This window comes from Bacterioplanes sanyensis, from assembly GCF_014652515.1.
Lineage (GTDB): Bacteria > Pseudomonadota > Gammaproteobacteria > Pseudomonadales > Oceanobacteraceae > Bacterioplanes > Bacterioplanes sanyensis.
Genome location: NZ_BMYY01000001.1, coordinates 148,014 through 170,685 on the forward strand (window position 1 = coordinate 148,014; position 22,672 = coordinate 170,685).

General features: G+C 56.5%; 23 protein-coding genes and 1 tRNA gene. 15 read left to right on the top strand and 9 right to left on the bottom strand.

The window, feature by feature from the left end:
* The first annotated feature begins 4 nt into the window (after nt 1-4).
* The 9 genes from pheA (at nt 5) to pyrF (ending at nt 10,303) form a co-directional block, all read left to right on the top strand.
* On the top strand, nt 5-1,096 hold the full coding sequence (pheA, locus tag IE090_RS00725) for a prephenate dehydratase (protein ID WP_189386428.1): 1,092 nt from the start codon (nt 5-7) through the stop codon (nt 1,094-1,096).
* Nucleotides 1,093-2,205: a histidinol-phosphate transaminase gene (gene hisC, locus IE090_RS00730; RefSeq protein WP_229815303.1), complete on the top strand. Its 1,113-nt coding sequence runs from the start codon at nt 1,093-1,095 to the stop codon at nt 2,203-2,205. Before pheA ends, hisC begins: the two co-directional genes overlap by 4 nt.
* Nucleotides 2,202-4,433: a bifunctional prephenate dehydrogenase/3-phosphoshikimate 1-carboxyvinyltransferase gene (locus tag IE090_RS00735; RefSeq protein WP_189386430.1), complete on the top strand. Its 2,232-nt coding sequence runs from the start codon at nt 2,202-2,204 to the stop codon at nt 4,431-4,433. Before hisC ends, IE090_RS00735 begins: the two co-directional genes overlap by 4 nt.
* Nucleotides 4,430-5,098, top strand: a complete 669-nt coding sequence (gene cmk / locus IE090_RS00740) for a (d)CMP kinase (protein ID WP_189386431.1) — start codon at nt 4,430-4,432, stop codon at nt 5,096-5,098. The genes IE090_RS00735 and cmk overlap by 4 nt, the downstream gene beginning before the upstream one ends.
* Before the next feature lie 128 nt (nt 5,099-5,226).
* On the top strand, nt 5,227-6,906 hold the full coding sequence (gene rpsA / locus IE090_RS00745; RefSeq protein WP_189386432.1) for a 30S ribosomal protein S1: 1,680 nt from the start codon (nt 5,227-5,229) through the stop codon (nt 6,904-6,906).
* Between the two features lie 929 nt (nt 6,907-7,835).
* Nucleotides 7,836-8,132, top strand: a complete 297-nt coding sequence (gene ihfB, locus IE090_RS00750; RefSeq protein WP_189386433.1) for an integration host factor subunit beta — start codon at nt 7,836-7,838, stop codon at nt 8,130-8,132.
* Between the two features lie 10 nt (nt 8,133-8,142).
* Nucleotides 8,143-8,427, top strand: coding sequence for a lipopolysaccharide assembly protein LapA domain-containing protein (locus IE090_RS00755; protein WP_189386434.1), 285 nt, complete (start codon nt 8,143-8,145; stop codon nt 8,425-8,427).
* The gene (locus tag IE090_RS00760) at nt 8,424-9,599 is read left to right on the top strand and encodes a tetratricopeptide repeat protein (RefSeq protein ID WP_189386435.1); all 1,176 of its coding nucleotides are present in this window, start codon (nt 8,424-8,426) and stop codon (nt 9,597-9,599) included. Before IE090_RS00755 ends, IE090_RS00760 begins: the two co-directional genes overlap by 4 nt.
* Nucleotides 9,596-10,303 carry an orotidine-5'-phosphate decarboxylase gene (pyrF, locus tag IE090_RS00765; RefSeq protein ID WP_189386436.1) on the top strand — a complete coding sequence of 236 codons (708 nt, stop codon included), beginning with the start codon at nt 9,596-9,598 and terminating at the stop codon, nt 10,301-10,303. The genes IE090_RS00760 and pyrF overlap by 4 nt, the downstream gene beginning before the upstream one ends.
* Here pyrF and IE090_RS00770 read toward each other — a convergent pair.
* Entirely contained in the window at nt 10,300-11,433 is a 1,134-nt protein-coding gene (locus tag IE090_RS00770) for an aminotransferase class V-fold PLP-dependent enzyme (protein WP_189386437.1), read from the bottom strand. The genes pyrF and IE090_RS00770 overlap by 4 nt on opposite strands.
* Nucleotides 11,434-11,657: 224 nt before the next feature.
* On the opposite strand from IE090_RS00770, the gene IE090_RS00775 reads away from it, so the two are divergent.
* Nucleotides 11,658-11,894 carry a hypothetical protein gene (locus tag IE090_RS00775; RefSeq protein ID WP_189386438.1) on the top strand — a complete coding sequence of 79 codons (237 nt, stop codon included), beginning with the start codon at nt 11,658-11,660 and terminating at the stop codon, nt 11,892-11,894.
* A gap of 57 nt (nt 11,895-11,951) precedes the next feature.
* Here IE090_RS00775 and IE090_RS00780 read toward each other — a convergent pair whose 3' ends face one another.
* From IE090_RS00780 to arsC, 4 genes are read right to left on the bottom strand one after another with little or no spacing between them, the layout of a single operon-like run.
* Nucleotides 11,952-12,398, bottom strand: a complete 447-nt coding sequence (locus IE090_RS00780; RefSeq protein ID WP_189386439.1) for a YtoQ family protein — start codon at nt 12,396-12,398, stop codon at nt 11,952-11,954.
* A gap of 14 nt (nt 12,399-12,412) precedes the next feature.
* Nucleotides 12,413-12,835, bottom strand: a complete 423-nt coding sequence (locus tag IE090_RS00785) for a DUF2069 domain-containing protein (protein ID WP_189386440.1) — start codon at nt 12,833-12,835, stop codon at nt 12,413-12,415.
* The gene (wrbA, locus tag IE090_RS00790) at nt 12,832-13,437 is read right to left on the bottom strand and encodes an NAD(P)H:quinone oxidoreductase (protein ID WP_189386441.1); all 606 of its coding nucleotides are present in this window, start codon (nt 13,435-13,437) and stop codon (nt 12,832-12,834) included. Before wrbA ends, IE090_RS00785 begins: the two co-directional genes overlap by 4 nt.
* A 1-nt stretch (nt 13,438) precedes the next feature.
* The gene (gene arsC / locus IE090_RS00795; RefSeq protein ID WP_189386442.1) at nt 13,439-13,789 is read right to left on the bottom strand and encodes an arsenate reductase (glutaredoxin); all 351 of its coding nucleotides are present in this window, start codon (nt 13,787-13,789) and stop codon (nt 13,439-13,441) included.
* A gap of 50 nt (nt 13,790-13,839) precedes the next feature.
* On the opposite strand from arsC, the gene IE090_RS00800 reads away from it, so the two are divergent.
* Together IE090_RS00800 and IE090_RS00805 are read left to right on the top strand one after the other, a co-directional pair.
* A complete protein-coding gene (locus IE090_RS00800; protein ID WP_189386443.1) occupies nt 13,840-15,030 on the top strand; it encodes a YihY family inner membrane protein in 1,191 nt (396 codons plus the stop codon).
* Nucleotides 15,018-16,349 carry a serine hydrolase domain-containing protein gene (locus IE090_RS00805; protein WP_189386444.1) on the top strand — a complete coding sequence of 444 codons (1,332 nt, stop codon included), beginning with the start codon at nt 15,018-15,020 and terminating at the stop codon, nt 16,347-16,349. The genes IE090_RS00800 and IE090_RS00805 overlap by 13 nt, the downstream gene beginning before the upstream one ends.
* Here IE090_RS00805 and IE090_RS00810 read toward each other — a convergent pair.
* On the bottom strand, nt 16,321-16,752 hold the full coding sequence (locus IE090_RS00810) for an acyl-CoA thioesterase (RefSeq protein ID WP_189386445.1): 432 nt from the start codon (nt 16,750-16,752) through the stop codon (nt 16,321-16,323). The genes IE090_RS00805 and IE090_RS00810 overlap by 29 nt on opposite strands.
* 214 nt (nt 16,753-16,966) lie before the next feature.
* Here IE090_RS00810 and IE090_RS00815 point away from each other — a divergent pair, with 214 nt between their 5' ends.
* The 3 genes from IE090_RS00815 to IE090_RS00825 all read left to right on the top strand — a co-directional run bounded on the left by IE090_RS00815 (nt 16,967) and on the right by IE090_RS00825 (nt 20,035).
* Nucleotides 16,967-18,307 (top strand): DUF3422 family protein, encoded by a 1,341-nt coding sequence (locus tag IE090_RS00815; RefSeq protein ID WP_189386446.1) that lies wholly within the window; start codon nt 16,967-16,969, stop codon nt 18,305-18,307.
* A gap of 149 nt (nt 18,308-18,456) precedes the next feature.
* On the top strand, nt 18,457-19,179 hold the full coding sequence (locus IE090_RS00820; RefSeq protein ID WP_189386447.1) for a hypothetical protein: 723 nt from the start codon (nt 18,457-18,459) through the stop codon (nt 19,177-19,179).
* Nucleotides 19,160-20,035 (top strand): hypothetical protein, encoded by an 876-nt coding sequence (locus tag IE090_RS00825; protein WP_189386448.1) that lies wholly within the window; start codon nt 19,160-19,162, stop codon nt 20,033-20,035. The genes IE090_RS00820 and IE090_RS00825 overlap by 20 nt, the downstream gene beginning before the upstream one ends.
* Before the next feature lie 44 nt (nt 20,036-20,079).
* Here IE090_RS00825 and IE090_RS00830 read toward each other — a convergent pair whose 3' ends face one another.
* The 3 genes from IE090_RS00830 to dcd form a co-directional block, all read right to left on the bottom strand.
* Complete coding sequence (locus tag IE090_RS00830; RefSeq protein ID WP_189386449.1) at nt 20,080-21,786, bottom strand: DUF885 family protein; 1,707 nt, start codon at nt 21,784-21,786, stop codon at nt 20,080-20,082.
* A gap of 94 nt (nt 21,787-21,880) precedes the next feature.
* Nucleotides 21,881-21,956: transfer RNA gene (locus IE090_RS00835), tRNA-Asn, on the bottom strand.
* 123 nt (nt 21,957-22,079) lie between these two features.
* On the bottom strand, nt 22,080-22,661 hold the full coding sequence (gene dcd, locus IE090_RS00840; protein WP_189386450.1) for a dCTP deaminase: 582 nt from the start codon (nt 22,659-22,661) through the stop codon (nt 22,080-22,082).
* Nucleotides 22,662-22,672: the final 11 nt, after the last annotated feature.

Sequence of the window (22,672 nt, forward strand, 5' to 3'; positions counted from 1 at the left end):
GAACATGAGTGAAGCGGATGAGCTGGGCGCCCTGCGCGATCAAATTGATGCCATTGATCAACAGATTCAGCAGTTAATCAACGAACGCGCCCGCTGTGCTCAGCAGGTCGCTGAGGTGAAGCAAAAATATTGCTCGCCTGGTGAGTCGGTGGTGTTTTATCGCCCTGAGCGCGAAGCCCAAGTGCTGCGCAAGATCATGGCACGCAACGGCGGCCCGTTGGGCGATGAGTCCATGGCGCGCTTGTTCCGCGAGGTGATGTCGCAATGCCTGGCACTGGAAGAGCCGCTTACCGTGGCGTATCTGGGGCCTGAGGGTACCTTTACCCAGCAAGCGGCGGTCAAGCATTTTGGCCATGCCGTCAGCTGTGTCGGTCAAATCTCCATTGCTGATGTGTTTCGTGAAGTTGAAAGCGGCGCCGCCAACTTTGGCGTGGTGCCAGTGGAAAACTCCACCGAAGGGGTGGTGACCCATACCCTCGACAGCTTTGTGGAATCCAATTTGCTGATTTGCGGCGAAGTCACACTGCGCATTCATCACCACCTGCTCACCTCGAGCCCTGAGACGAGCGTGACGCGGATTTATTCGCACGCCCAGTCTTTGGCCCAGTGTCGTTTGTGGCTCGATCAAAACTACCCCAATGTTGAACGCATTGCGGTGGCATCGAATGCGGAAGCGGCGCGCCGTGCCAGCCAAGAGCCGGGCGCGGCTGCCATTGCCAGTGAAGCAGCGGCTGAGCTGTATGCGCTGAAGCCGGTGCACGCCAACATTGAAGATCAGCCAGACAACACCACGCGTTTTTTGATCGTTGGACAGCAGCCAACGCAGTCCAGCGGTGACGATAAAACTTCTATTTTGGTGGCCAGCCGCAACGAACCCGGTGCGCTCTATCACGTGTTAGAGCCGTTTCATCGTGAGGGCATCAGCCTGACACGCATTGAAACCCGGCCATCGCGCAGCGGAACCTGGAGCTACGTGTTCTTTATCGACTTTGAAGGGCATCGCGACGACGCAAGCATCGTTCCCTTGCTGGCAGAAATTCAAAGCAAAGCCGTCGACTTTAAATGGCTGGGCTCTTATCCAAAGGCAGTATTGTGACGACTCTGACTGATTTGCTCACCCCCGGAGCGAAAGCTCTGCACCCTTATCAGCCCGGTAAGCCTGTGTCTGACTTGGCACGGGAAATGGGGCTTGATCCGGCTTCCATCGTCAAGCTGGCGAGTAACGAAAACCCCCTTGGCCCAAGCCCGATGGCGCTGGCTGCGATGCAAGACGTTGGCTCGCTCAGTCGTTACCCGGATGGCGGCGGTTTTGAGTTGCGCCAGACCTTGGCGGAGCAGTTAGAGGTGGAGGCTGCGCAGATCACGTTGGGCAACGGCTCCAGTGACTTGCTGGATTTTGTTACCCGTATTTTTGTGCAGCCGGGCGATAACATCGTTGTCTCCGAGCATGCCTTTTCGCTGTATGGCTTAAACGCCACGGCCGTTTCGGCAGAGGTGCGCGAGGCACCCGCCAAAAACTTTGGCCATGACCTGGATGCCATGGCCGCTCAGGTCGACGAACGGACACGCTTGGTCTTTATTACCAACCCTAATAACCCCACTGGTACTTGGTTATCTGAGGCCGAGATTCGTGGGTTTTTGGCGCAGTTGCCAGCGCATGTGATCACCATTTTGGACGAAGCCTATTTTGAGTTCGTCGATGAGGCGGAGTACCCAAATGGCGTGCGCTTGCTGGCGGATTTTCCACGCTTACTGGTGACGCGCACCTTTTCTAAAGCTTATGGCTTGGCTGCCTTGCGGGTGGGCTTTGGTGTTAGCAGCAGCGAAATGGCAGCGCTACTAAATCGTGTGCGGCCGCCGTTCAATGTCAATGCGCCCGCGCAAGCAGCGGCGGTGGCAGCGGTGAAAGACCAAGCCCATGTGCAGCGCAGCATCACTGCCAATCGCCTCGGTATGAAACAGCTGATCGGTGCATTTGAGCAGCTCGGGTTGGATTATTTGCCATCGGTGGGCAACTTTATTTGCGTACGTTTGCAAAACGCCGTTGAGATAAATCAGGCGTTGCTGCGTCGTGGCGTTATCGTGCGAGCGTTAGGCGGTTATGGCATGCCGGAATACTTGCGTGTTTCCATCGGCACAGAAGCGGAAAACAAGCGCTTTATCGACATGCTGACTGAGGTGTTGCAACAAGGCGAAGCGGTGTGACGGTGCAGTTAGGACGAGTCGCCGTTATTGGTTTGGGTTTAATCGGCTGTTCTTGGGTAAAAGCTCTGCGCGAAGCCGGGGCGGTGCAGTCGGTCGCTGGCTTTGATCGCAATCTCGATTCCATGCAGCAGGCGCAGCACGTCGGCATTATTGACGATTACAGCGAGCAGCTGGCCGAAGTCGCTGCGGATGCCGATTTTATTATTGTATCGGTGCCGATTAAGGCCGTGCGTGAGGTGTTGGCGCAGTTGCAGCCGGTGGTGAAGGCCAGTGCCATCTTGACCGACGTCGGTTCGGTGAAAGGCTCCGTTGCCGACGATGTGGCAGCGACGTTTGGTCCTCAGTTCGATCGCTTCGTACTAGGGCATCCCATTGCCGGTTCTGAGCGCAGTGGTGTTGAAGCCGCAGATGCCAGTTTGTATCAGCGCCACAAAGTCATCATTACCCCGCAGCCTCATACCGATGCGCAGGCGCTGCAAACCGTGATTGCTGCCTGGCAGCTGGCGGGTGCTGATATTGAGCAGATGGAAGTGCGTCATCACGATGAGGTGCTGGCTGCCACGAGCCATTTGCCGCATTTGCTGGCCTACAACCTGGTCGATACCTTGGCCAGTCGCGATGAAAACCAAGAAATTTTCAACTACGCCGCTGGCGGCTTTCGCGATTTTACCCGCATTGCGGCCAGCAGCCCGATCATGTGGCGGGATATCTTTTCTGCCAACCGCGAGCAAATTCTGGCGGTGTTGGATATGTTTCAGCACGACCTTAGCCAACTCAGACAGAGCATCGAGCGTGACGATCAGACCCAGGTAATGGGCGTATTGACCCGAGCCAAAGTCGCGCGTGACCACTTTTCTAAAATGCTGGCCCGCAGGGCCTATGTTGAGCCTATGAAAACAGCCACTATTACCTACGTTGCCACGCCGGGGCAGGCACTGAGCGGTCAGTTCCGTGTGCCGGGCGATAAGTCGATTTCTCACCGTTCGATTATGTTGGGCTCGCTGGCCAAGGGCGTGACCGAAGTCAGCGGTTTTCTGGAAGGCGAAGACAGTCTGGCGACCTTGCAGGCGTTTCGCGATATGGGCGTTGTGATCGAAGGTCCGCATCGCGGCCGCGTCACCGTTCACGGTGTTGGCATGCATGGCTTGCAACCACCGCCAGGGCCTTTGTATTTGGGCAATTCTGGCACTTCGATGCGCTTGCTGGCAGGCTTGATGGCGGGTCAGAAATTCAGCGTTGAAATGACCGGTGATGAATCGTTAAGCAAGCGCCCAATGGGCCGCGTCGCTGACCCGTTGGCGCTGATGGGAGCCAGCGTGGACACCGCTGACGGTGGCCGACCGCCGATGCGCATTCGTGGCGGTGCCGAGCTGCGTGGCATTCACTATGACTTGCCGATGGCCAGCGCCCAGGTAAAAAGCTGTTTGCTGCTGGCAGGCTTGTACGCCGAGGGTGAAACCTCGGTCACTGAGCCGGCGCCAACGCGTGACCACACCGAGCGCATGCTAAAAGGCTTTGGCTATGAGGTGCAGGTCGAGGGTTCAACGGCGACGGTCACAGGTGGCGGCGAGCTGACGGCATGTGACATCGACGTACCGGCGGATATTTCCTCAGCAGCCTTCTTTATGGTGGCGGCCAGCATCATGCCAGGCTCAGATATCACCTTGGAGCATGTCGGCATTAACCCGACTCGCATCGGTGTGATCAATATTCTTAAAGCCATGGGCGGCCACATTGAGGTGCTCAATGAGCGCGAAGTGGGCGGCGAGCCGGTGGCGGATATTCGCATTCGCAGCGCCCAGTTGAAGGGCATTCATATTCCTGAAGATCAGGTGCCGCTGGCGATTGATGAGTTCCCGGCGTTGTTTGTGGCCGCCGCCTGCGCCGAGGGTGAAACCATTTTGACCGGCGCAGAAGAGCTGCGTGTTAAAGAAAGCGACCGCATTCAAGCCATGGTCGATGGCTTGGTGACGCTGGGTGTCGATGCCAAAGGCACGGATGATGGTGCGGTGATTCAAGGCATGGGCGCTGACGGTCAGTTTGGCGGTGGCGATATTGTCACGTATCACGACCACCGCATTGCCATGAGTTTTGCTGTTGCCTCGCTGCGTGGCAGTGCGCCGATTCGCATTTTGGACTGCGCCAACGTCGCGACTTCGTTCCCTAACTTTGTTGAGTTGGCCAATGGCTGCGGCATGTCGGTTGCTGTGGTCGAGGAGGAAGCATGAAGGTAATCACCGTCGATGGCCCATCCGGCGCTGGCAAAGGCACGGTATGCGCACGCTTGGCGGCGACGTTAGGTTGGCACCTGCTCGATAGCGGTGCTTTGTACCGCATCACTGGCTTGGCCGCTGAGCGCCAAGCGGTGGAGTTAACCGATGAACAACGAGTCGCTCAGGTGGCGGCGAATTTGGACGTGACCTTTGAACCGGGCAAAGACGGCGTGGCTGTCATTCTTGCCGGTGAAGAAGTAACGACGACCATTCGTACCGAGGAAGTCGGTAGCTTGGCTTCTCAGGTAGCGGCTTTGCCGGCGGTACGAGATGCCTTGTTGCAACGTCAGCGTGACTTCGCCCAAGCCCCCGGTTTGATTGCCGATGGCCGTGATATGGGCACCGTGGTGTTCCCGGATGCCGGTGTCAAAGTGTTCCTCACGGCGAGTGCCGAGGAGCGCGCGCAACGGCGTTTTCGCCAGTTGACTGAAAAGGGAATAAGTGCTAGTTTGCCCGCCCTTATCGAAGACATCCGAGCTCGCGATGAGCGTGACAGCAACCGCAGCGTCGCGCCATTAAAGCCTGCCCACGATGCCGTCGTCATCGACAGCACCTCCCTTAGCATTGACGAGGTCTGCGATCAACTGATGGCCCGGGTACAACAGGCAGGACTGATCTGAGATAAAGTGAATGCGTTGGTCAGCACAGCGAGCGCATTCAGCTTTGACTTTAACTAACTCCAAATGTCTGACCATTTGGACTGCGCGCAGGGTCCGTCCCTGGGCACTGACTGAGACAGGAATTATCCATGAGCGAAAGCTTTGCTGACTTATTTGAAGAATCCTTAAAAGAACTGGACATGCAACCGGGCTCAATCGTTACCGGTACCGTTGTCGACATCGACAGCGACTGGGTAACGGTGAACTCTGGCTTGAAATCAGAAGCCGTGATCCCACGCAGCCAGTTCCTGAACGAAAGTGGTGAACTGGAAGTAGCCATTGGCGATGAAACTCAGGTGTCTCTGGAAGCTGTTGAAGATGGCTTCGGCGAAACCAAACTGTCTCGTGAAAAAGCCAAGCGCGCAGAAAGCTGGAAAGAGCTGGAAAAAGCCTTCGAAGCTGACGAAATGGTTACCGGTATCATTAACGGTAAGGTTAAAGGTGGCTTCACTGTTGACCTGAAAAACATCCGTGCCTTCCTGCCAGGTTCTTTGGTTGACGTACGTCCAGTACGCGACACTGCACACCTGGAAGGCAAAGAGCTGGAATTCAAAGTTATCAAGCTGGACGCCAAGCGTAACAACGTTGTTGTTTCTCGTCGTGCCGTGCTGGAAGCTGCGAACTCTCAAGAGCGTGAAGAGCTGCTGGCGAGCCTGCAAGAAGGTCAGTCTATTAAGGGTATCGTTAAGAACCTGACTGACTACGGTGCCTTCGTTGATCTGGGCGGCGTTGATGGCCTGCTGCACATCACCGACATGGCGTGGAAGCGCATCAAGCACCCAAGCGAAATCGTTGCAGTTGGTGACGAAATCGACGTTAAAGTGCTGAAATTTGACCGTGAGCGCAACCGCGTTTCACTGGGTCTGAAGCAACTGGGCGACGATCCTTGGGTGAACATCACTCAGCGTTACCCAGAAAGCGCGCGCGTTAAAGCTCGTGTTACCAACCTGACTGACTACGGCTGCTTCGCGGAGCTGGAAGAAGGCGTTGAAGGTCTGGTTCACGTGTCTGAAATGGACTGGACCAACAAGAACATCCACCCAAGCAAAGTCGTTCAAGTAGGCGACGAAGTGGAAGTGATGATCCTGGACATCGACGAAGAGCGTCGTCGTATTTCTCTGGGTATCAAACAGTGCACCACTAACCCTTGGGAAGACTTCGGTACCAAGTTCAACAAAGGCGACAAGATCAGCGGTAAGATCAAGTCAATCACTGACTTCGGTATCTTCATCGGTCTGGACGGCGGCATTGACGGTCTGGTTCACCTGTCTGACATCAGCTGGAACGACAGCGGTGAAGACGCAGTTCGCAACTTCAAGAAAGGTGACGAGCTGGAAACCGTTATCCTGTCTATCGACCCAGAGCGTGAGCGTATCTCACTGGGCGTGAAGCAGCTGGAAAGCGATCCGTTCTCTGAGTACGTGGCAGAAAACGACAAAGGCGCGCTGGTTACCGGTAAAGTAACTGCAATCGATGCGAAAGCAGCGACTGTTGAACTGGCCGACGGTGTTGAAGCGACTCTGCGTGCTTCAGACATCAGCCGTGACAAGGTTGAAGATGCGCGCAACGTATTGAACGAAGGCGATGAGGTTGAAGGCCTGATCACTTCTGTTGATCGTAAGAACCGCACCATCAGCCTGTCTGTGAAAGCCAAAGACAGCGCTGAAGATCGTGCCGCTCTGAAAGAGCAGCGCGTGAAAGCTGAGCAGGAAGCGACTGGTCCAACCACCATCGGCGACCTGATCAAAGAGCAGCTGAACCAGCAATAAGTTCGGTTGTTAGAAAAAACCCGCTTCGGCGGGTTTTTTTATGCCCGCCATCCTTGGCGGGCACCCTTCGGGCCATCGCCGATGGCGATGTTGATGCTGGCTCCATGCCATCATGCTATGCCCGCGTTCCTGGCGGGCACCCTTCGGGCCGCACTGAGGTGCGTTCATCAACGCTCCCGGCGTTGCTGTATGGATAGCGTCCGTGCTATCCACCCTTTGGGCCGCACTTGCGTGCGTTCATCAACGCTCCCGGCGTTGCTGTATGGATAGCGTCCGTGCTATCCACCCTTCGGGCCATCGCCGATGGCGATGTTGATGCTGGCTCCATGCCATCATGCTATGCCCGCCATCCCTGGCGGGCACCCTTCGGGCCGCACTGAGGTGCGTTCATCAACGCTCCCGGCGTTGCTGTATGGATAGCGTCCGTGCTATCCACCCTTTGGGCCGCACTTGCGTGCGTTCATCAACGCTCCCGGCGTTGCTGTATGGATAGCGTCCGTGCTATCCACCCTTTGGGCCATCGCCGATGGCGATGTTGATGCTGGCTCCATGCCATCATGTTATGCTGGCCATCCTTCAAGCCATCGCCCATGTCGATGCTGGTTCCAGGCCATCATGCGATACCCGCGTCCCTGATGTGTGTTCCTCGAAAAGCACCATTGAAGCAATGCGGCGGTCGCCGAGTGGAGTCCCTCAAGCGTTCAGTGGGGGTGTAATTAGCTTTCTTCGTGCCAAAAATCTTCTCAATCACTCTTTGATGCCATCTTTTATAGAGGGAAAAGTGCTTATAACGCTCGGTTTTACGGGGTTTAGAGGTCAAAACCTGCCCTGTTGATTTTTTAGACACTGATTGCTTGCAAATCTCTCAGGCTAACTGCATGATTTAACTGGATTTATTCTCAGACCATGGGCGCATGGAGGGACATCCAGTGACTAAATCGGAATTAATCGAGCGAATCGTATCGCGTCAGCCACAGCTGTCGAGCAAAGATGTGGAGTTGGCGGTGAAGGCTATGTTGGATCATATGTCGCAGACATTATCATCTGGCGATCGCATAGAAATTCGTGGCTTTGGTAGCTTTTCGTTACACTACCGGGCGCCACGGATAGGGCGTAATCCAAAAACCGGTGAGACGGTTGAGCTGAAAGGCAAGTTCGTGCCACATTTCAAACCCGGCAAAGAACTGCGTGATCAGGTCAATCACACCATGGAAGTCGAAGCCTGAAGAGAACGTTATGAGACAACTCAAAGTGGGCATCAGCATTGTGCTGTTTGTCCTGGTGTTGGTGTATGCCATTGCCTTTTCCGCCAACAACAGTGAAGCGGTGGCAGTGGATTTACTGACCGGTGCCGTTATTGAAGCGCCCTTGTCATTGTGGCTTGGGGCAGTGTTGCTGCTGGGCGCCATCGCCGGCTATTTGTTATCTTCTCTCGGCAAAGCCAAGCAAGTATTTGAATTGCGCCGTTTGCGGCGTGAAGTCAAACAGCTGCAAGAGCGAGCGTCCAAACCTGGATTATGATGGATTCCGCCCTGGTATACCTGTTGCTGTTGGCCGGTGTTGCCATCGGCTGGGGCTTTGGGTATCGATTTGCACGCCAGAGCAAACCTCCTGAACCCGACTGGATTCCCAATGTTGAGCTGTTGTTAGCAGAAGCTAATGACGTTGCGCTGGAGCGTTTTCTCAATGTTCCACAGCTCGATGACGATGCCCTCGATTTGCTGCTCAAACTCGGCCGCAGCCTGCGTGAAAAAGGCGAGGCGGACCGCGCCATTCATCTTCACCAGTCGCTGTTCGCACGCACCGATTTGCCCAAGCATTCGATGCAGGCGCTGGAGCTTGAGTTAGCGGTGGATTACGCCCATGCCGGTTTGCTCGATCGGGCTGAGCGCTTGTTTTTAGAGCTGCTCGATAGCAAAGGACGGGTGCAAGAGAAAGCCGCTTTTGCTCTGGTTGAGCTGTATGAAGAAGAAGGCGATTGGCAGCAAATTCTCGATCTGCATCAGCGCAAAAAACTCCCCAGCGATGACACGATTGCGCGCCGGGTTGCCCATGCCGCATGCGAAATGGCTGAGCAAGCGCGCCAGCAAGATGATTTTCTCGAACTGCACAAGCTGTGTAAGCGTGCCCTTAAGGTGGATCCGCATTGCGCTCGAGCCTGGGTGGTGCAAGGCGATTTAGCGCATGTCCAGGGTGAGTTGCGCGAAGCGGTGCGCTGCTATTTGCGCGCCGTGGATGTCGATGGTCAGGCGATTATTCATACGCTGGAGCCGATGGTGGATTGCTTTCGCCAACTGCAGGACCTCGATGGATTAGAGCGCTATTTGGGCCAACACTGGCGCGACACCCACTACGTACCGGCCCTAATTGCTCAGCTCGAATGTGAGGCAGAGCAAGGCGATGCGTCGGCTGCCATCAGCCAGTTGCTGCAGGAGTTAACCACGCAGCCTTCCAATCAGGGCTTTTTTGCCTTGGTGGAGCTGGTGATGCGTCATCGCCAACAGTTGGATAAATCGCAGCTGCTGGTGGTCTATGGTATCCTGCGCCGCATTGTAGAGAGCGAACCTAGGTTCGTATGTAATCACTGCGGCTTTAAGGCAACCGAACCTCACTGGCGCTGCCCCAGCTGCAAAAGCTGGTCGACCTTGGGCTCGTTCGTGCCTCAGCCGCCCGTTGCCAGGCTGAAACTATGACCTCATCCTCCTGCACCTCCCCTGTGGTGGTCGCTTTGGATTATTCCAGTGCCGATTCTGCACTGTCTCTTGCTAAACAACTGAATCCCCAACAGTGTCGCGTTAAAGTCGGCAAAGAGCTGTTTACCAGCGCTGGCCCCAAGGTGGTCGAAGCACTGCAGCAGCTGGGCTTTGATGTGTTTCTCGATTTGAAATTTCACGATATTCCCAATACCTGTGCCAAAGCGGTGGGCGCAGCGGCGGATTTGGGCGTGTGGATGGTGAATGTGCACGCCTCGGGCGGCATGCGCATGATGACGGCGGCGCGTGACGAGCTGGAGAAGAAATCCCATCAGCCACTGCTGATTGGCGTCACCGTGTTGACCTCGATGGAGCAGGTCGATTTGGCCGGCATTGGCTTGGATGTTGAGCCGCTGACGCAGGTGGAGCGCCTGGCGCGTTTAACGCAGCAAGCTGGGCTGGATGGCGTGGTGTGCTCGGCCCAGGAAGTGGGTTTGATTCGTGAAGCTTGCGGCACTGAGTTTTTGACGGTGACGCCCGGGATTCGACCAGCCGGCAGCGCGCAGGGCGATCAGCGCCGGGTGTTAACGCCACAGCAAGCTAAGGAGCAAGGCGTAAGTTATATGGTGATTGGCCGCCCGATCACTCAGGCGGCGGATCCGGCGCAAGCCTGCGCCGACATTGTCAGTTCACTGAGTGCTTAATCGCTCAGTAGCTGGTCAATGACCTGCTCTAAATTGGCAACGCTGCGCTCAACGTGGTGCAGCTTGTCGAGGCCAAACAGGCCGATGCGAAAAGAGCGGTAATCCTCGCCTTCATCGCACATCAAAGGCACGCCCGCTGCGGCTTGCATGCCCAATGCAGCAAATTTGCTGCCATTTTGCATCGCCGGGTCGTCGGTGTAACTGACCACCACGCCCGGTGCTTTAAAGCCGTCGGCAGCCACACTGATAATGCCTTTGCTCTCTAGCATTTCCCGCACGGCTGCACCGAGTGCCAGTTGCTCATCACGGACTTTATCAAAGCCGTATTCTTTGGTTTCCAGCATGGTATCGCGGAACTTCAGCAAGGCATCGGTGGGCATGGTGGCGTGATACGCGTGGCCGCCATTTTCGTAGGCCTGCATGATCATGTGCCACTGCTTGAGGTTGCAAGCAAAGCTGCTGCTTTGGCGCTGTTCCATCTTTTGAGTCGCGGCTTCGCTGAGCATCACTAAGGCCGAGCAAGGTGAGGCACTCCAGCCTTTTTGCGGCGCGCTGATCAGCACATCGACGCCGATGGCTTTCATATCTACCCACAGCGTGCCCGAGGCGACGCAGTCGAGTACAAACAAGCCGCCGACCTTGTGCACCGCATCGCTGATGGCTTTAAGGTAATCGTCTGGCAATAAAATACCGGAGGCGGTTTCAACGTGCGGGGCAAACACCAGGCTTGGGCGCTGGGCTTCGATTTCAGCCACGACTTCGTCAATTGGGGCTGGGGCAAAAGGAGCCGTGGCATGCTCACTGGTGCGGCGAGCTTTCATCACGCTGCAGGAGGCGGGAATATCGCCCATTTCAAAAATCTGGCTCCAGCGGTAGCTGAACCAACCGTTACGAATGACCATGCAGTCTTCGCCATGGGCGAACTGGCGGGCAACGGCTTCCATGCCATAGGTGCCGCCACCGGGCACGACAACGACATGAGCGGCGTTATACACGTCTTTTAAGGTGGCTGAAATATCGCGCATGACTTGCTGGAATTGCTGCGACATATGGTTCAAAGAGCGGTCGGTAAAAACCACGGAATATTCGAGCAGGCCGTCTGGGTCAACGTCGGGTAGCAGGGCAGCCATGGGCACTCCTGTAAAGTGGGTAAGGGGTTGTAGAAGGCCACACATTAGATAAGAAATTGTCAGGTCAGTAAAGTTGGGCGACTTTTTAGCAAGTCGTTGCCTGTCGTTGCCGCCTTGCAAAGCAGCGCAGCTGTAAAATATGGCTTAGCCATCAGAAGGGGCGCAATTATGCGGATTGGGCGTTACAATGCCGGCGTTAACGCACACTAAGAGATCAAAGATTTATGGAAGCGACCGAACGTGATTTTTACGCCCGCGATGAAGAAGACCAGCAAGCTTTTTTAAGCCAAACCTGGTGCAACGAGTGCATGCAGGCCGATTTGGGCATGAAAGAGCCGCGTGAATATGAGCTGGACGGCGTGGTGTACATCGAAGGCAAGTGCGTGAAGTGCGGTGAGCCTGTGGTGACGGAAATCGCCGATGACGATACCGATGGTGATTGGGACGACGAAGCCGAGTAGTCGCCGTAACGCCAAGCACGTTAAGGGCAGCCATTGGCTGCCCTTATTGTTTCCCATTCACTGATCGCGGTGAATGTAGCTAAGGATTTCCACCACTTGCTGTGGTGTTTCACACACGGCGAGTGCGGCGGCATCAACTTCTTTCAGCGGGTGGGTCAGCGCAGGGTCGTGCTGCACGATTAAGGATTTACCCAAGGCTGCAGCGTAGCCTGCATCAAACGCGGCATTCCACTGTTTGTACTGATCACCAAAACGCACCACCACGATGTCCGCGTCGGCAATCAACTTGCGTGTGCGCAGGGCGTTGATTTTGGCGGCTTTGTGGTCCTTCCAGAAGTTGGATTCTTCCGCGCCCAAAATGGCATCACCGCAGTCATCGCTGGCGGCGTGATTGGTATTGGGGCCGGTCAAGGTGACGTTAAGGCCGGCGGCTTTGACACCTTCAGCGATGGCGTCACGCCAGTTGCTGTGGATTTCACCGGATAGATAAACGTTCAGTTGCATCATGTTCTCCGTTATCAATGGCTATCACGTGTTGGGTTGGCTTCATCTGAACCTGACGGTGCTTCATTGGTTTGGGCTTCACTGGCTTGGGCTGCATCGGCCTTGGCCCAGCGGGTAAACAGCATGCTGGCTAAAAACAGCCCTAAGGCGGCGATGATCATAATGGGGCTGGCGCCGACGCCCACCAACACGGCAAAAGCCAAAATGGCGAGGTAGCACAGCCAAGCGCTGGCTTTGTGTGAGCGCTGCCAGAGGCCGGGAATAAACAGCAGCAGGGGCAACACTTTAAACAGCCACCACAATACCCCCACGGCATAGTCGGCGGCGCTGTCGGCACTGGCCGGTGCGTTGCTCAAGGTGCTGTAAAGCGGGTACAACACCATGATTACAAAAAAGGTGATTTGTGCTCGGTAGGCCAGCAAGGTGTTGCGGCTCATGCTTCTGTCCTCAAGGCTTTGGCTAAGCGGCCCATGCGCTTGCCCTGGGCTAGACACAGCGCCAGCTCCTGCTCGGTGAGGTCACGCTCACTTTGCTCGCCAGCCCAGTGACTGGCGCCATAAGGTGTGCCACCGGCGTTGGTGCTGAGCAGCTCTGCTTCGCTGTAAGGCAAGCCTGAGAACAGCATGCCGTGATGCAGCAGCGGCATGGCCATGCTGAGCAGGGTGCTTTCTTGGCCGCCGTGCAAGGAGGCGGTGGAAGTAAACACAGACGCCGGTTTATCGATCAGGGCACCGGTCAGCCATAGGCTGCTGGTACTGTCGATAAAATACTTTAGCGGCGCTGCCATATTGCCAAAACGGGTGGGGCTGCCGAGCACTAAGCCGTGGCAATCGCGCAGATCTTCTAGGCTGCAATACACGGCGCCTTGCTCAGGCACGCTTGGCTCTGTGGCTTCACAGTTGGCGGAAATATCGGGCACGGTGCGCAGTCGTGCCTCAATGCCGTCAATCTGTTCAACACCTCGGGCAATGTGCTGCGCCATGCGCGCGGTTTTGCCCTGGCGACTGTAATACAGCACCAGCACATAGGGCGTGGCCATGTTAGAGAATCTCCAGTACGTCTTCCGGTGGGCGACCGATGCGGGCCTTGTTGCCGTTAATGACAATCGGCCGTTCTATCAGTTTGGGGTGTTCGATCATGGCGGCGATGATTTGGTCGTCACTGAGTGCATCGCTGTCTAGGCCCGCTTGTTTAAATTCGGCCTCTTTGGTGCGCAGCAACTGGCGTGGAGCGATGCCCAGTTTGTTAATGACGTCGGCCAGTTCGGCGGCAGACGGTGGCTGCTTAAGATACTCCACCACGTCGGGCTCGATGCCGCGTTCTTGCAACAAGGCCAGGGTTTGGCGTGACTTGCTGCAGCGAGGATTGTGATAGATGCGGATTTCGCTCATGCTTCTTCCTGCGGTTGGAAAATTGACGCCCTAGTTTAACAAGGAATGACATGAAAGACGTGTCCCGGCTACTGGCCCGTTATCGACGCATATTCACCGCCACCTTACAGCGCTTTGAAGCCACCGAGCGTCGCCGAGACGCCGGTGCGCTCACCTACACCACGCTGTTTGCCCTGGTGCCCGTCATTACCGTGACTTATTCCATTCTCAGTGCCATTCCGGCGTTGCAACACTGGGGCGAGCAGGCCAATCAGCAATTGCTGGCTTACGTCATGCCCGAAGGCAGTGATGTGATTTCTGGTTATTTGCAGCAGTTCAGCAGCCAGGCGCGCAAGCTGACCTGGGTCGGTGCGCTGTTTTTGTTTGTCACGGCGCTGATGCTGCTGCGCACCATTGAGTTGCAGTTCAATCGCATTTGGCAGGTGGAGCGACCGCGCACCGGCCTCAATACCTTTTTCCGCTATTGGGCGGTGCTAACCCTCGGACCCATGCTGTTTGGCGCCGCCTTTGCGGCCAGTTCGTTTTTGGCATCCCTGCCACTGTGGGCCGAAGACGTGGGAGCCTGGCTGGAGCTGGCCTCAATCATCCCTTGGTTGCTGAGTACGGCGGCGATTGGCTGTTTGTACATGCTGGTGCCGAACTGTCGGGTACCGCTCAGTGCGGCCTTGCTGGCAGCGCTATTGGTCGCCACGGTGTTCGAGCTGGGCAAGTTTTTATTTGCTGAAATCATGGGCATGTTTCCCTCTTATCAGCTTATTTACGGCGCTTTTGCTGCCGTGCCTTTGTTTTTATTGTGGGTGTACTTGTCCTGGAGCTTGCTGTTGTTTGGCGCCGAGCTGAGTTACGCCTTGGCTAAGGACGCTGAGGGAAAAGCCTCGCCCACAACCACCGACCGCTTGTCGCTCAGGGTGCAGGTGCTGAGCCAATTGGCACAGCTCCAAAATGACCACCAGTGCGCTGATGAAGACAGCTTGCGTTACGCCCAGCATGAGCTGCGGCTGTTGCAGCGCTTAGGGCTAGTAACGCGCCAACAAGAGCAGGGCTGGGTGCTGGTGCCGGATCTTGCCCATATCAGCATGGCTTTGCTGTGTCAGGACCTAACCCTGGCCGAGTTGCGCCCGCAAGCCGATGCCCAGCTGAGTGACTGGCGTCAGCAGCTGGTGGAGCAGGGGGCGGCGGCGTTGAAGCTATCGTTAGCCGATGTGTTGGCCCAGCAGGAGGCAGCGCCATGCGCTCGATAAAACGCTTTTTACTGCTGCTGTTTGTGCTGGTGCTGCTTGGCGGGCCACTGTTGTACCTGAGTTTGGGGCGCACCGTGGTCGCAGGTTATGCCGCTAAAACCCTGTGCTCTGGCCTGTGGGTACAGCAACTGCCGGCGGATTGGTTACAGCAGCAAGCCATTGCCCCGGCACTGCAGCCATTATCTGACTGGATCGACTACCACATTGACCCAGCTGCCCATCAGGTGACCGCCACCGTGCTGGGCTATGAGCGCCAGGCGCAATTCCGCAGTGGCCGTGGATGCACGCTAATGACGGGTCCTTTGGTGCACAGCAATGAGCCGCAGTCATTAGAACCTAGAAGCCAAGTGCCGTTGTGGCGGCATGAGCCGCAACCAACACCGGCCTGGCTGACACAACTATTGAATCAAGCCTTTGCTGAGCCTGCCGACGAGCGTCGCCAAACCATGGCCATCGCCATTGCGTATCAAGGCAACTTACTGGTCGAGCGCTACCGGGAGCCTGTGTCGGTGACGACCCCCTTGCTTGGTTGGTCGATGAACAAAAGCCTGCTCAGCAGCTGGGTGGGTGTGCAGGTTGAGCGCGGCGAGCTGCATCCAGATACGCCGGCAAACACACTCTTCGCCCAGTTGCCGCCCGAGCTGACGCTGCGTCATTTGCTGCAAATGAGCAGCGGCTTGGAGTTCAGCGAGTGGTATCAGCCGGGTGATGACGTGACCAATATGCTGTATCACCAGCCTGATATGGCGGCCTTTGTCGCCAGCCAACCACAGCTGCATCGCCCTGGCTTTCACTGGGCCTATTCCAGTGGCGATAGCAACCTGGCCATGGCGTTGCTGCAGCAGTCGTTGCGCCAGCCTCTGGATGCCTGGCTGCAGTCGCAGGTGTGGCGGCCGCTGGGCATTACTGGCGCGGTGATGGAGCGTGACCCGAGTGGCACTGTGGTGGCGTCTTCCTATGGCTACATGACGGCACGGCAGTGGCTGAAAGTAGGTCAGTGGTGGCTGGATGGCTGGCATGGGCGAGCCAATAATTTGCCGAACAATTGGATGAAAATGGCCACCACCGCCGTGACACACAACCCAGATCAGCATTACGGCATGGGGTTTTGGCTTAACGGCATCCAAGCCGACGGCAACCGCCGTTTTAACCAGCTGCCACCTGAGGTGTTTTGGGCGCGCGGTCATGATGGGCAATATGTGATGGTATTGCCCGAGCATGAGTTAGTGATTGCTCGCTTTGGCTTCAGCCCGGGTCGTAACGACGGCCTGGAAGAGCTGGCGGCGGGCCTTATTCAGAGGCTGGAAACGCTGCCTTAAACTCGGCTGGCATGCGCGCTGGCTTTTGTGTGCTGAGGTTGATGCATACCCAGCGGGTTAAGCCTTGGGCCAGCAGTTTGCCATCGCTGGCGCGTAAAATTTCATAGTGACGGGTCATGCTTAAGCGGCCGTCGTTGTCGCCAATCCAGGTGCCGGCGATCAACTGGTCGCCCTGCAGTGCTGGCGCTAAATACTCCACTTCGGTATGGCGGGCGACCCAGGCAAAGCCAATTTGCTGCCAGCGTTCAAAAGGCAACCCCAGTGCGTGGCAGTGGGACCAGGCGACGGCCTCCATCCATTTCGGGTATTCACAGTTATTGGCATGGCCGAGCACATCGATGTGTTCAGGCCCGACGCTGAGCTCAAGTGTGTGTGCAGGTGGGTGTGACCAGGAATACTTCATGCTAACTCAATGATAAAAACCGTTATTGCGCCAGCGCGGCCAGCAAACTGCAAGGCTTGAAAGCACGGTCAACAGTGTTTTGCTGTGTCTTTCACCCAGGCATGAGCTTGGCCCTAGTGTTTGGTTTTGGCGCTTGGTTCTAACATCGAATGCTGGCTAGAATGCTGGCCCTACGTATTTCCGAGCTTTTAGCCCATATTTTTAGGATGCCGTCATGAACACCTCGTTGCTCGATAGTCAGCCGCAAAGCCCGGACATTGCTGCACCGGCCATTGCCTTAAAAGTGCACCCATGGCGCTCATCGCTGTACGAAGAGTTGCACAATCGGCCGTCGCCTATCATCGATAGCAACTGCCAAGTGGCGCATTTTACCGTGCTGCTGGATGACAATCGCGAAGCGCTGCATGCCCATGTGGTGGACTTGTGTCGGCGCTTTAGTGTGCCTGCGCCGGGTCCGGAGTCGTCCTGCTTATATCAGGACTTTGGTGGTTTTGAGCTGCGTTGGGAGCGCCACCTGGAGTTTGCCAACTTCACCTTTATTTGTCGCCAGGTGGAGCCCTTTGCGCAAGAAGCATTGAATTTTATTCCTAAAGACTGGCTGGCCGCGATGCCAGGCGAGCTGTTGGTGGCAGTGAATTTGGCCGTGGTTGATTACGCCCCGTCAGAGCAGCAGCTGCACCAGTGGTTTGAAGGTCAGCGGGTCTCGGGTGCGCACGTGGCCGATGATCAGTCTCAAGTGTGGACGGCCTTTCGCTTGCACAGTGACGGCTTTGGCCGCATGTTGGCCAACCGTGGTCAGCTCACACCGTATCAGGCCGGGCGCTTGGTGCAGCGCTTGTTTGAGCTAGAAACTTATCGCTTGATGTCGTTGGTGGCATTGCCGATCGCACGGCGCATGGGCCACGCCTTGGGGCCAGTGGAAGCCAGTCTGGCGCAGCTTAATCAGCAAATTTCTGACATCAACTCCGAGCGTGACGAGCGCGAGCTTCTGCAAGAGTTGTCGCTGTTGGCGGCCAAAGTCGAGCAGCACCGCAGCGATACCAATTTTCGCTTTGCAGCGGCCTTGGCCTATCACGATCTGGTGTTAGACCGCTTAACTCAGCTAAAAGAGCGGCCAATTGAGGGCATGCAAGGCCTAAGGGAGTTTTTGGAGCGGCGCTTAACCCCGGGCATAAAAACCTGCACCTCGGTGCGCGACCGGCTAGAGGATTTATCACGCCGCGTCAGTCGCACCACCAGCTTGCTGCGCACGCGGGTCGATTTATCCATTCAAGAGCAGAACCAAGACTTGCTGTCGTCGATGAACCGCCGCAGCCAGTTGCAACTGCGTTTGCAGCAAACCGTTGAGGGCTTATCCGTGGTGGCCATCGGCTACTACATGCTGTCGCTGCTCGGCATTGGCTTTGATGCCATGAAAGCCTACGGCATTGGCCTCAATACCGATGTGATGAAAGGCATTTCACTGCCCGTGGTGTTGGGCGTGGTGTATTGGGGGGTGCACAGTGTGCGCCGCCATATCAGTCGCTCTAACGACAAAAACGACAGTAACGATTAGCCGCTGCGGCGGTAAAGCTTTACCGCCGTTGCCGCCGAGAATGGAGCGATGGCGCGTTTCTCGGCCAATGGTCGCATTTGGCTTAGCTTTTGCTCATTTGGCTTAGCTTTTGCTGTAGCAGAGTTAGATAGGCGATCAGGATCGAGCTCATGGACGTCAATACGACTTCAAATCTGCCCCTTACCACCCAAACAACAGCACCGCAAAGTGGTCAACCTCAGACCACAAACGATTCACAAAGCGGCCCCTCGGCCGCCGATCTCGCTCAAGCGGGGCGCGAGCGAGTGGCGGCGGCCAAAGCCTCTTGGTCGCAGCAAGGTTATGCTGAGCGTTTGCCCAGCAGCTACGCCGATCAGGTGTCGCTGTCCTACAAAAGTCAGCAACTCAGCCAAATCAGCGCCGAGTTTTTCGGTGGCACCATTCGCAGCGATCAAATTGCTGCTCTGACTCAGCGCTTGTATGAGGGGGGATTGATCAGTGCGGCTGATTATCAGGCCTTGGGGGGCGTTGAACAGAAAGTCTCGGCGGTCAGCGAAGCCCAGTCTTTTTTGAGCCAGCAAGTCATGAGCCGTGAGGTGCAGGCAGATTCTGAGTTGAAGGCGCAGTTCACCAATGTGATTGAAGTGCTGCGCAATATGGATGGCCCAGCCAATGTCGCCCAACGAGAAGCCGAGCAACAGGCCATGGCCTTTATCGAGGATTATCAGCAGCAACAGCAAGCCGCCGGCGCCGATAGCGAGCTGCTGGCCGGATTGGATCAGGTTAAGGACGTTCTGACCGCGCTGGAAAAAGTACGGAATAATGACCAAGCCACGGCCGCGCTGGCCAGCTATAACAGTGTTCAGGAAGCTTATGAAGACATTACTGAATAATCGGCTGCGCCTTTGCTGTGTCGCCGCTACCTTAGCCGCCTTTATGCCCGTGCCGGCGCAAGCGAATGGCTTGCACTGGTTGAATGAGGCGGGTGGCTCGCCGGACAGTGGCGCGGGCACTGAGTTTGGCAGCAGTACCATCAGCCTGACGCTGCCCATCGAGCAGGGGCAGCGCGGTGAAGAGCAAGTCACCACGGCGTTTCACCTCGATCGCACTGAGTTTCGCTGGGAAGGCGTGACGGCCGCAGATAAAGAGTACTACTGGCTGTCGGTGCCGATTCGCTACGAGCAACGCCGCGGCAGCGGCACCAGTTTTATGGTGCGCTTTGAGCCTGGGTTGATGACGGATTTAGACGGCGTTGATTCAGACCACTTGGCCGCTGATTTAGAGCTGGTCGGTCGCGTCTATCGTGGCATGCAGGGCATGGGGTTTTGGCAGTTTGGCGTCATTGTCGATCGCGAGTTTGGCAATTTTAATCCTCGGCCGGTGCTGGGGGTGGCGCTGAAAAGTGCTGGCGGCACCGAGATGCTGATCGGCTTTCCGCAAACTCGTATTCAAACCCGTTGGGGCCGCGACTTTTCAACCTACCTGCATGCCCGCCCGGGGGGTGGCGTATGGCGCGAAAAACACGATGCATTGCCTGATGACAGCTTTGATGTGCGCTACACCAATTGGCGCATTGGCTTAGGCGCGGAGTTTCGTTGGCGCGAGCATTTCTGGCTCAACGCAGAGCTTGGCACGCTGCGCAATCGCAAAATCGAAGCCACCGACAGCAGTGGCGGCACGGCGGTGAGCACCAGTGCCACGCCGGGTGACGACACTTATTGGATGGTGGGCGTTAACATTCGCTTATAAGCAGCATGGCGGGCTTAAAGCCCGCCGCTTGTTACTGGCTCGGGTTACTGGGCGTCGGTGAGCAAGTCATCTAATGGCAGTGGGCCTTGCTGCAACAGCTGTTCTAGCCAGCTGGCTTTTTCGGCTTGCTCGCCCAGCTGCTGCCAGTGTTGTAGGCCGGCCAAAGCGGCGACGGCGCGCCCGGGTTGGTCTTGAATTTCCATCAGCTGCTGCTGGCGCTGGGCTTCTGACAGGTTGCAGTTGCGGCTTAGATAGTTCTCGGCCTGTTGATATGACCATTGCAAGGCATGCAGTCCGGTATCCACCACCGCCATACAGGCATCATTTAACTCCGCTAACACCACGGCACGGCGCCATTGTTGGTTGCGATACAGCATCAGGCGGGCGGCATAGGCTTGCCAGCCGGCAACGGTGGCCGGAGAGGCCAGCAAGTAGTCGGCTTGGGGTTGCTGGCTGAAGTAATACTGCCAATGGCTGGCGAGGCCTTGGCGCAGGCTTAAGCCGGCCAGCTGCGCCTCGCTGAGCTGGTTTAAGGCTTTGGGGTTGATGCGATAGTGGCCAGGCCGGTAGCTGGTAATATCGGCCCATGGCTGGGCGTTGGAGGCAACGGCACTGACGGCCAAGGGCGGCAGTTTGACGTCGGCCAAGCGCACGGCCAAGTCAGTCGCGGCTTGGCGCAAAACCTCGCGTTGTTTAACGACGGCGGCTTGCGGGTCAGTAATGCGCGGCGCTGCTGCCAGTATCTGGCTAAACGTTTGGCCTTCGGTTAACTCGCCGCCTTGTAGCCATTCTTGCTGGCGGGCGCGTACACGCTGCTGTGCTTGATCGTGCCAGTGCTGGGCATCCCAGTGGCTATCGCTGTAGCGACTCAACAGTAGCTGGTAGTAGCGCAGGCCATCTTCATGCTGGCTCAGAGCCGGTGCGTCAGTGGCTTGGTTGCGCAACTTAGTCAGGGTGTTGCGCAGCTGCTGTAAGGCAGGTTGTAACTCGTTTTCCAGTACTTTCTGTGCGCGCTGCTTTAATACCCGCTCGGAGCTGGGGTAGATGGGCAGGGCGACGATCTTGGTGTTGATGTCGGCCCACAGCGGCGAGTCTTCTTTACCTGTAAAGGGCGCGCCCGTCAGCAGCGCGTCGATGTCGGCCAGAGCCTGATCAAAGGCAGTGCGTGGCGGCAAGAAAGCAGGCTCGGCGGCTTGCCATAGCTGTTGCCAGTGCCCTAGCAGAGCGGCAGCGCTCTGTAGGCGGTCGATGTAGTCGTGGGCGTCACGAATACTGGCCACCGGATGATGCTCGGTCAATGTGTGGGGAATCACGCGCTGCCAAGCTTGCGGGCCGGTTAAATCCAGTGCCAGGGTGCGAAAGGGCACACTCAGCAAGCGCTGCTCAAGCTCGGTTAGCAGAGCATCGTAGCGGCGGCGCTGCTGGTTCGTCAGGGCTGCTCGCGGCAAGTCATTCAGTTGCTGGCGCAGATCCTGCCAGTCTTGCAGGCGCTGTTCGAAGCCTTGGTCAGATAAGTCATCCCAGTCGAAGTCGCTTTGGGTGCTCAGTTGACTGCGCAGTAATGGATTGTGCTCATAACGCAGCTGCTGGTATTGCTGCCAGTACTGATCAAACTGCTGGCGGCTTTGCTGCTGTTGCTGGGTGTTGATAACCGGTGTTGTGGCAGTCGCTTGGGGATTGCTTGCATTTAGGCTGCAGCCAGACAAAGCCACCAAGGCAGCGGTTAACACATAAGGCAGAAATTGAGGCACTTCGAACTCCTGAGGCCGGAAACGGCGGCGAGTTTAGCAGGGCTTTGCCCGTAAACAAATCGTAAGGAGTTGAAACAAAAGGAAAAATAAGAAGTGGCTCCCCGAGCTGGACTTGAACCAGCGACCAATAGATTAACAGTCTACTGCTCTACCAACTGAGCTATCGGGGAACTTCGTTGGAACGGGACGCATTATGTTTATCAGCCCCGTTACTGTCAACACTTTTTTCTAAAAAAGTTTTCTAACTTATTGATGTTGTTGGTTTTTTGAACGGTTTTAGCGAAATGTCGTGGTTAGTCTTTGGCGATACGGCTAAAGACGGCGCCTTTTTGGCCACGATACTTGGCGTCATCACGCTTGTTGTAGGGGCGAATGGCCGGGCTGGTTAGGGTTTCAAATGACATGGCACAAATCACCATGCCTGGCCGCAGTGCCAGGGGCAATTTACCGTTGTTGTAAAACTCAAGCACGATCTGGCCGTCCCAGCCTGGATCGATACGGCCAGCGGTGACGTGCACCATCAGTCCTAAGCGTGCCAGTGAGCTGCGGCCATCGAGCCAGCCAACCAAATCGTCAGGGACGGTGACGGCCTCCAGCGTGGCCCCCAACACCAGCTCGCCCGGGTGTATGAATAAGGAGTTGCCATCGGTGATTTCGATTTCCTTGCTCATGATGCGGTCGATGTCGCGTTCCAGCTGATCGCGGTCACCGGACAAATCCAGGTGCGTCACCGAGTTGTTGCTGAACACTCGAAAACGATGATCCAGTCGCAAATCTACGCTGATGCCGGCAATGGCCTGGGGCGCTGGGGCCGGTTCGATAACAATGCTGTTATCGCTGAGGCGTTGTTCAATATCGCGGTCACTGAGTCGCATGCTGGAATCCT

Excerpts from the sequence above, each read along its gene's own strand:
- IE090_RS00800 (WP_189386443.1), top strand. The coding sequence starts at position 13,840 with ATGAAAGACGTGTCCCGGCTACTGGCCCGTTATCGACGCATATTCACC.
- IE090_RS00770 (WP_189386437.1), bottom strand. The coding sequence starts at position 11,433 with ATGGCTGCCCTGCTACCCGACGTTGACCCAGACGGCCTGCTCGAATAT.
- wrbA (WP_189386441.1), bottom strand. The coding sequence starts at position 13,437 with ATGGCCACGCCCTATGTGCTGGTGCTGTATTACAGTCGCCAGGGCAAA.
- IE090_RS00815 (WP_189386446.1), top strand. The coding sequence starts at position 16,967 with ATGAACACCTCGTTGCTCGATAGTCAGCCGCAAAGCCCGGACATTGCT.
- IE090_RS00760 (WP_189386435.1), top strand. The coding sequence starts at position 8,424 with ATGATGGATTCCGCCCTGGTATACCTGTTGCTGTTGGCCGGTGTTGCC.
- pheA (WP_189386428.1), top strand. The coding sequence starts at position 5 with ATGAGTGAAGCGGATGAGCTGGGCGCCCTGCGCGATCAAATTGATGCC.
- cmk (WP_189386431.1), top strand. The coding sequence starts at position 4,430 with ATGAAGGTAATCACCGTCGATGGCCCATCCGGCGCTGGCAAAGGCACG.
- IE090_RS00820 (WP_189386447.1), top strand. The coding sequence starts at position 18,457 with ATGGACGTCAATACGACTTCAAATCTGCCCCTTACCACCCAAACAACA.
- IE090_RS00775 (WP_189386438.1), top strand. The coding sequence starts at position 11,658 with ATGGAAGCGACCGAACGTGATTTTTACGCCCGCGATGAAGAAGACCAG.
- IE090_RS00825 (WP_189386448.1), top strand. The coding sequence starts at position 19,160 with ATGAAGACATTACTGAATAATCGGCTGCGCCTTTGCTGTGTCGCCGCT.
- arsC (WP_189386442.1), bottom strand. The coding sequence starts at position 13,789 with ATGAGCGAAATCCGCATCTATCACAATCCTCGCTGCAGCAAGTCACGC.
- IE090_RS00805 (WP_189386444.1), top strand. The coding sequence starts at position 15,018 with ATGCGCTCGATAAAACGCTTTTTACTGCTGCTGTTTGTGCTGGTGCTG.
- IE090_RS00810 (WP_189386445.1), bottom strand. The coding sequence starts at position 16,752 with ATGAAGTATTCCTGGTCACACCCACCTGCACACACACTTGAGCTCAGC.
- IE090_RS00755 (WP_189386434.1), top strand. The coding sequence starts at position 8,143 with ATGAGACAACTCAAAGTGGGCATCAGCATTGTGCTGTTTGTCCTGGTG.
- pyrF (WP_189386436.1), top strand. The coding sequence starts at position 9,596 with ATGACCTCATCCTCCTGCACCTCCCCTGTGGTGGTCGCTTTGGATTAT.
- rpsA (WP_189386432.1), top strand. The coding sequence starts at position 5,227 with ATGAGCGAAAGCTTTGCTGACTTATTTGAAGAATCCTTAAAAGAACTG.
- dcd (WP_189386450.1), bottom strand. The coding sequence starts at position 22,661 with ATGCGACTCAGTGACCGCGATATTGAACAACGCCTCAGCGATAACAGC.
- IE090_RS00780 (WP_189386439.1), bottom strand. The coding sequence starts at position 12,398 with ATGCAACTGAACGTTTATCTATCCGGTGAAATCCACAGCAACTGGCGT.
- IE090_RS00785 (WP_189386440.1), bottom strand. The coding sequence starts at position 12,835 with ATGAGCCGCAACACCTTGCTGGCCTACCGAGCACAAATCACCTTTTTT.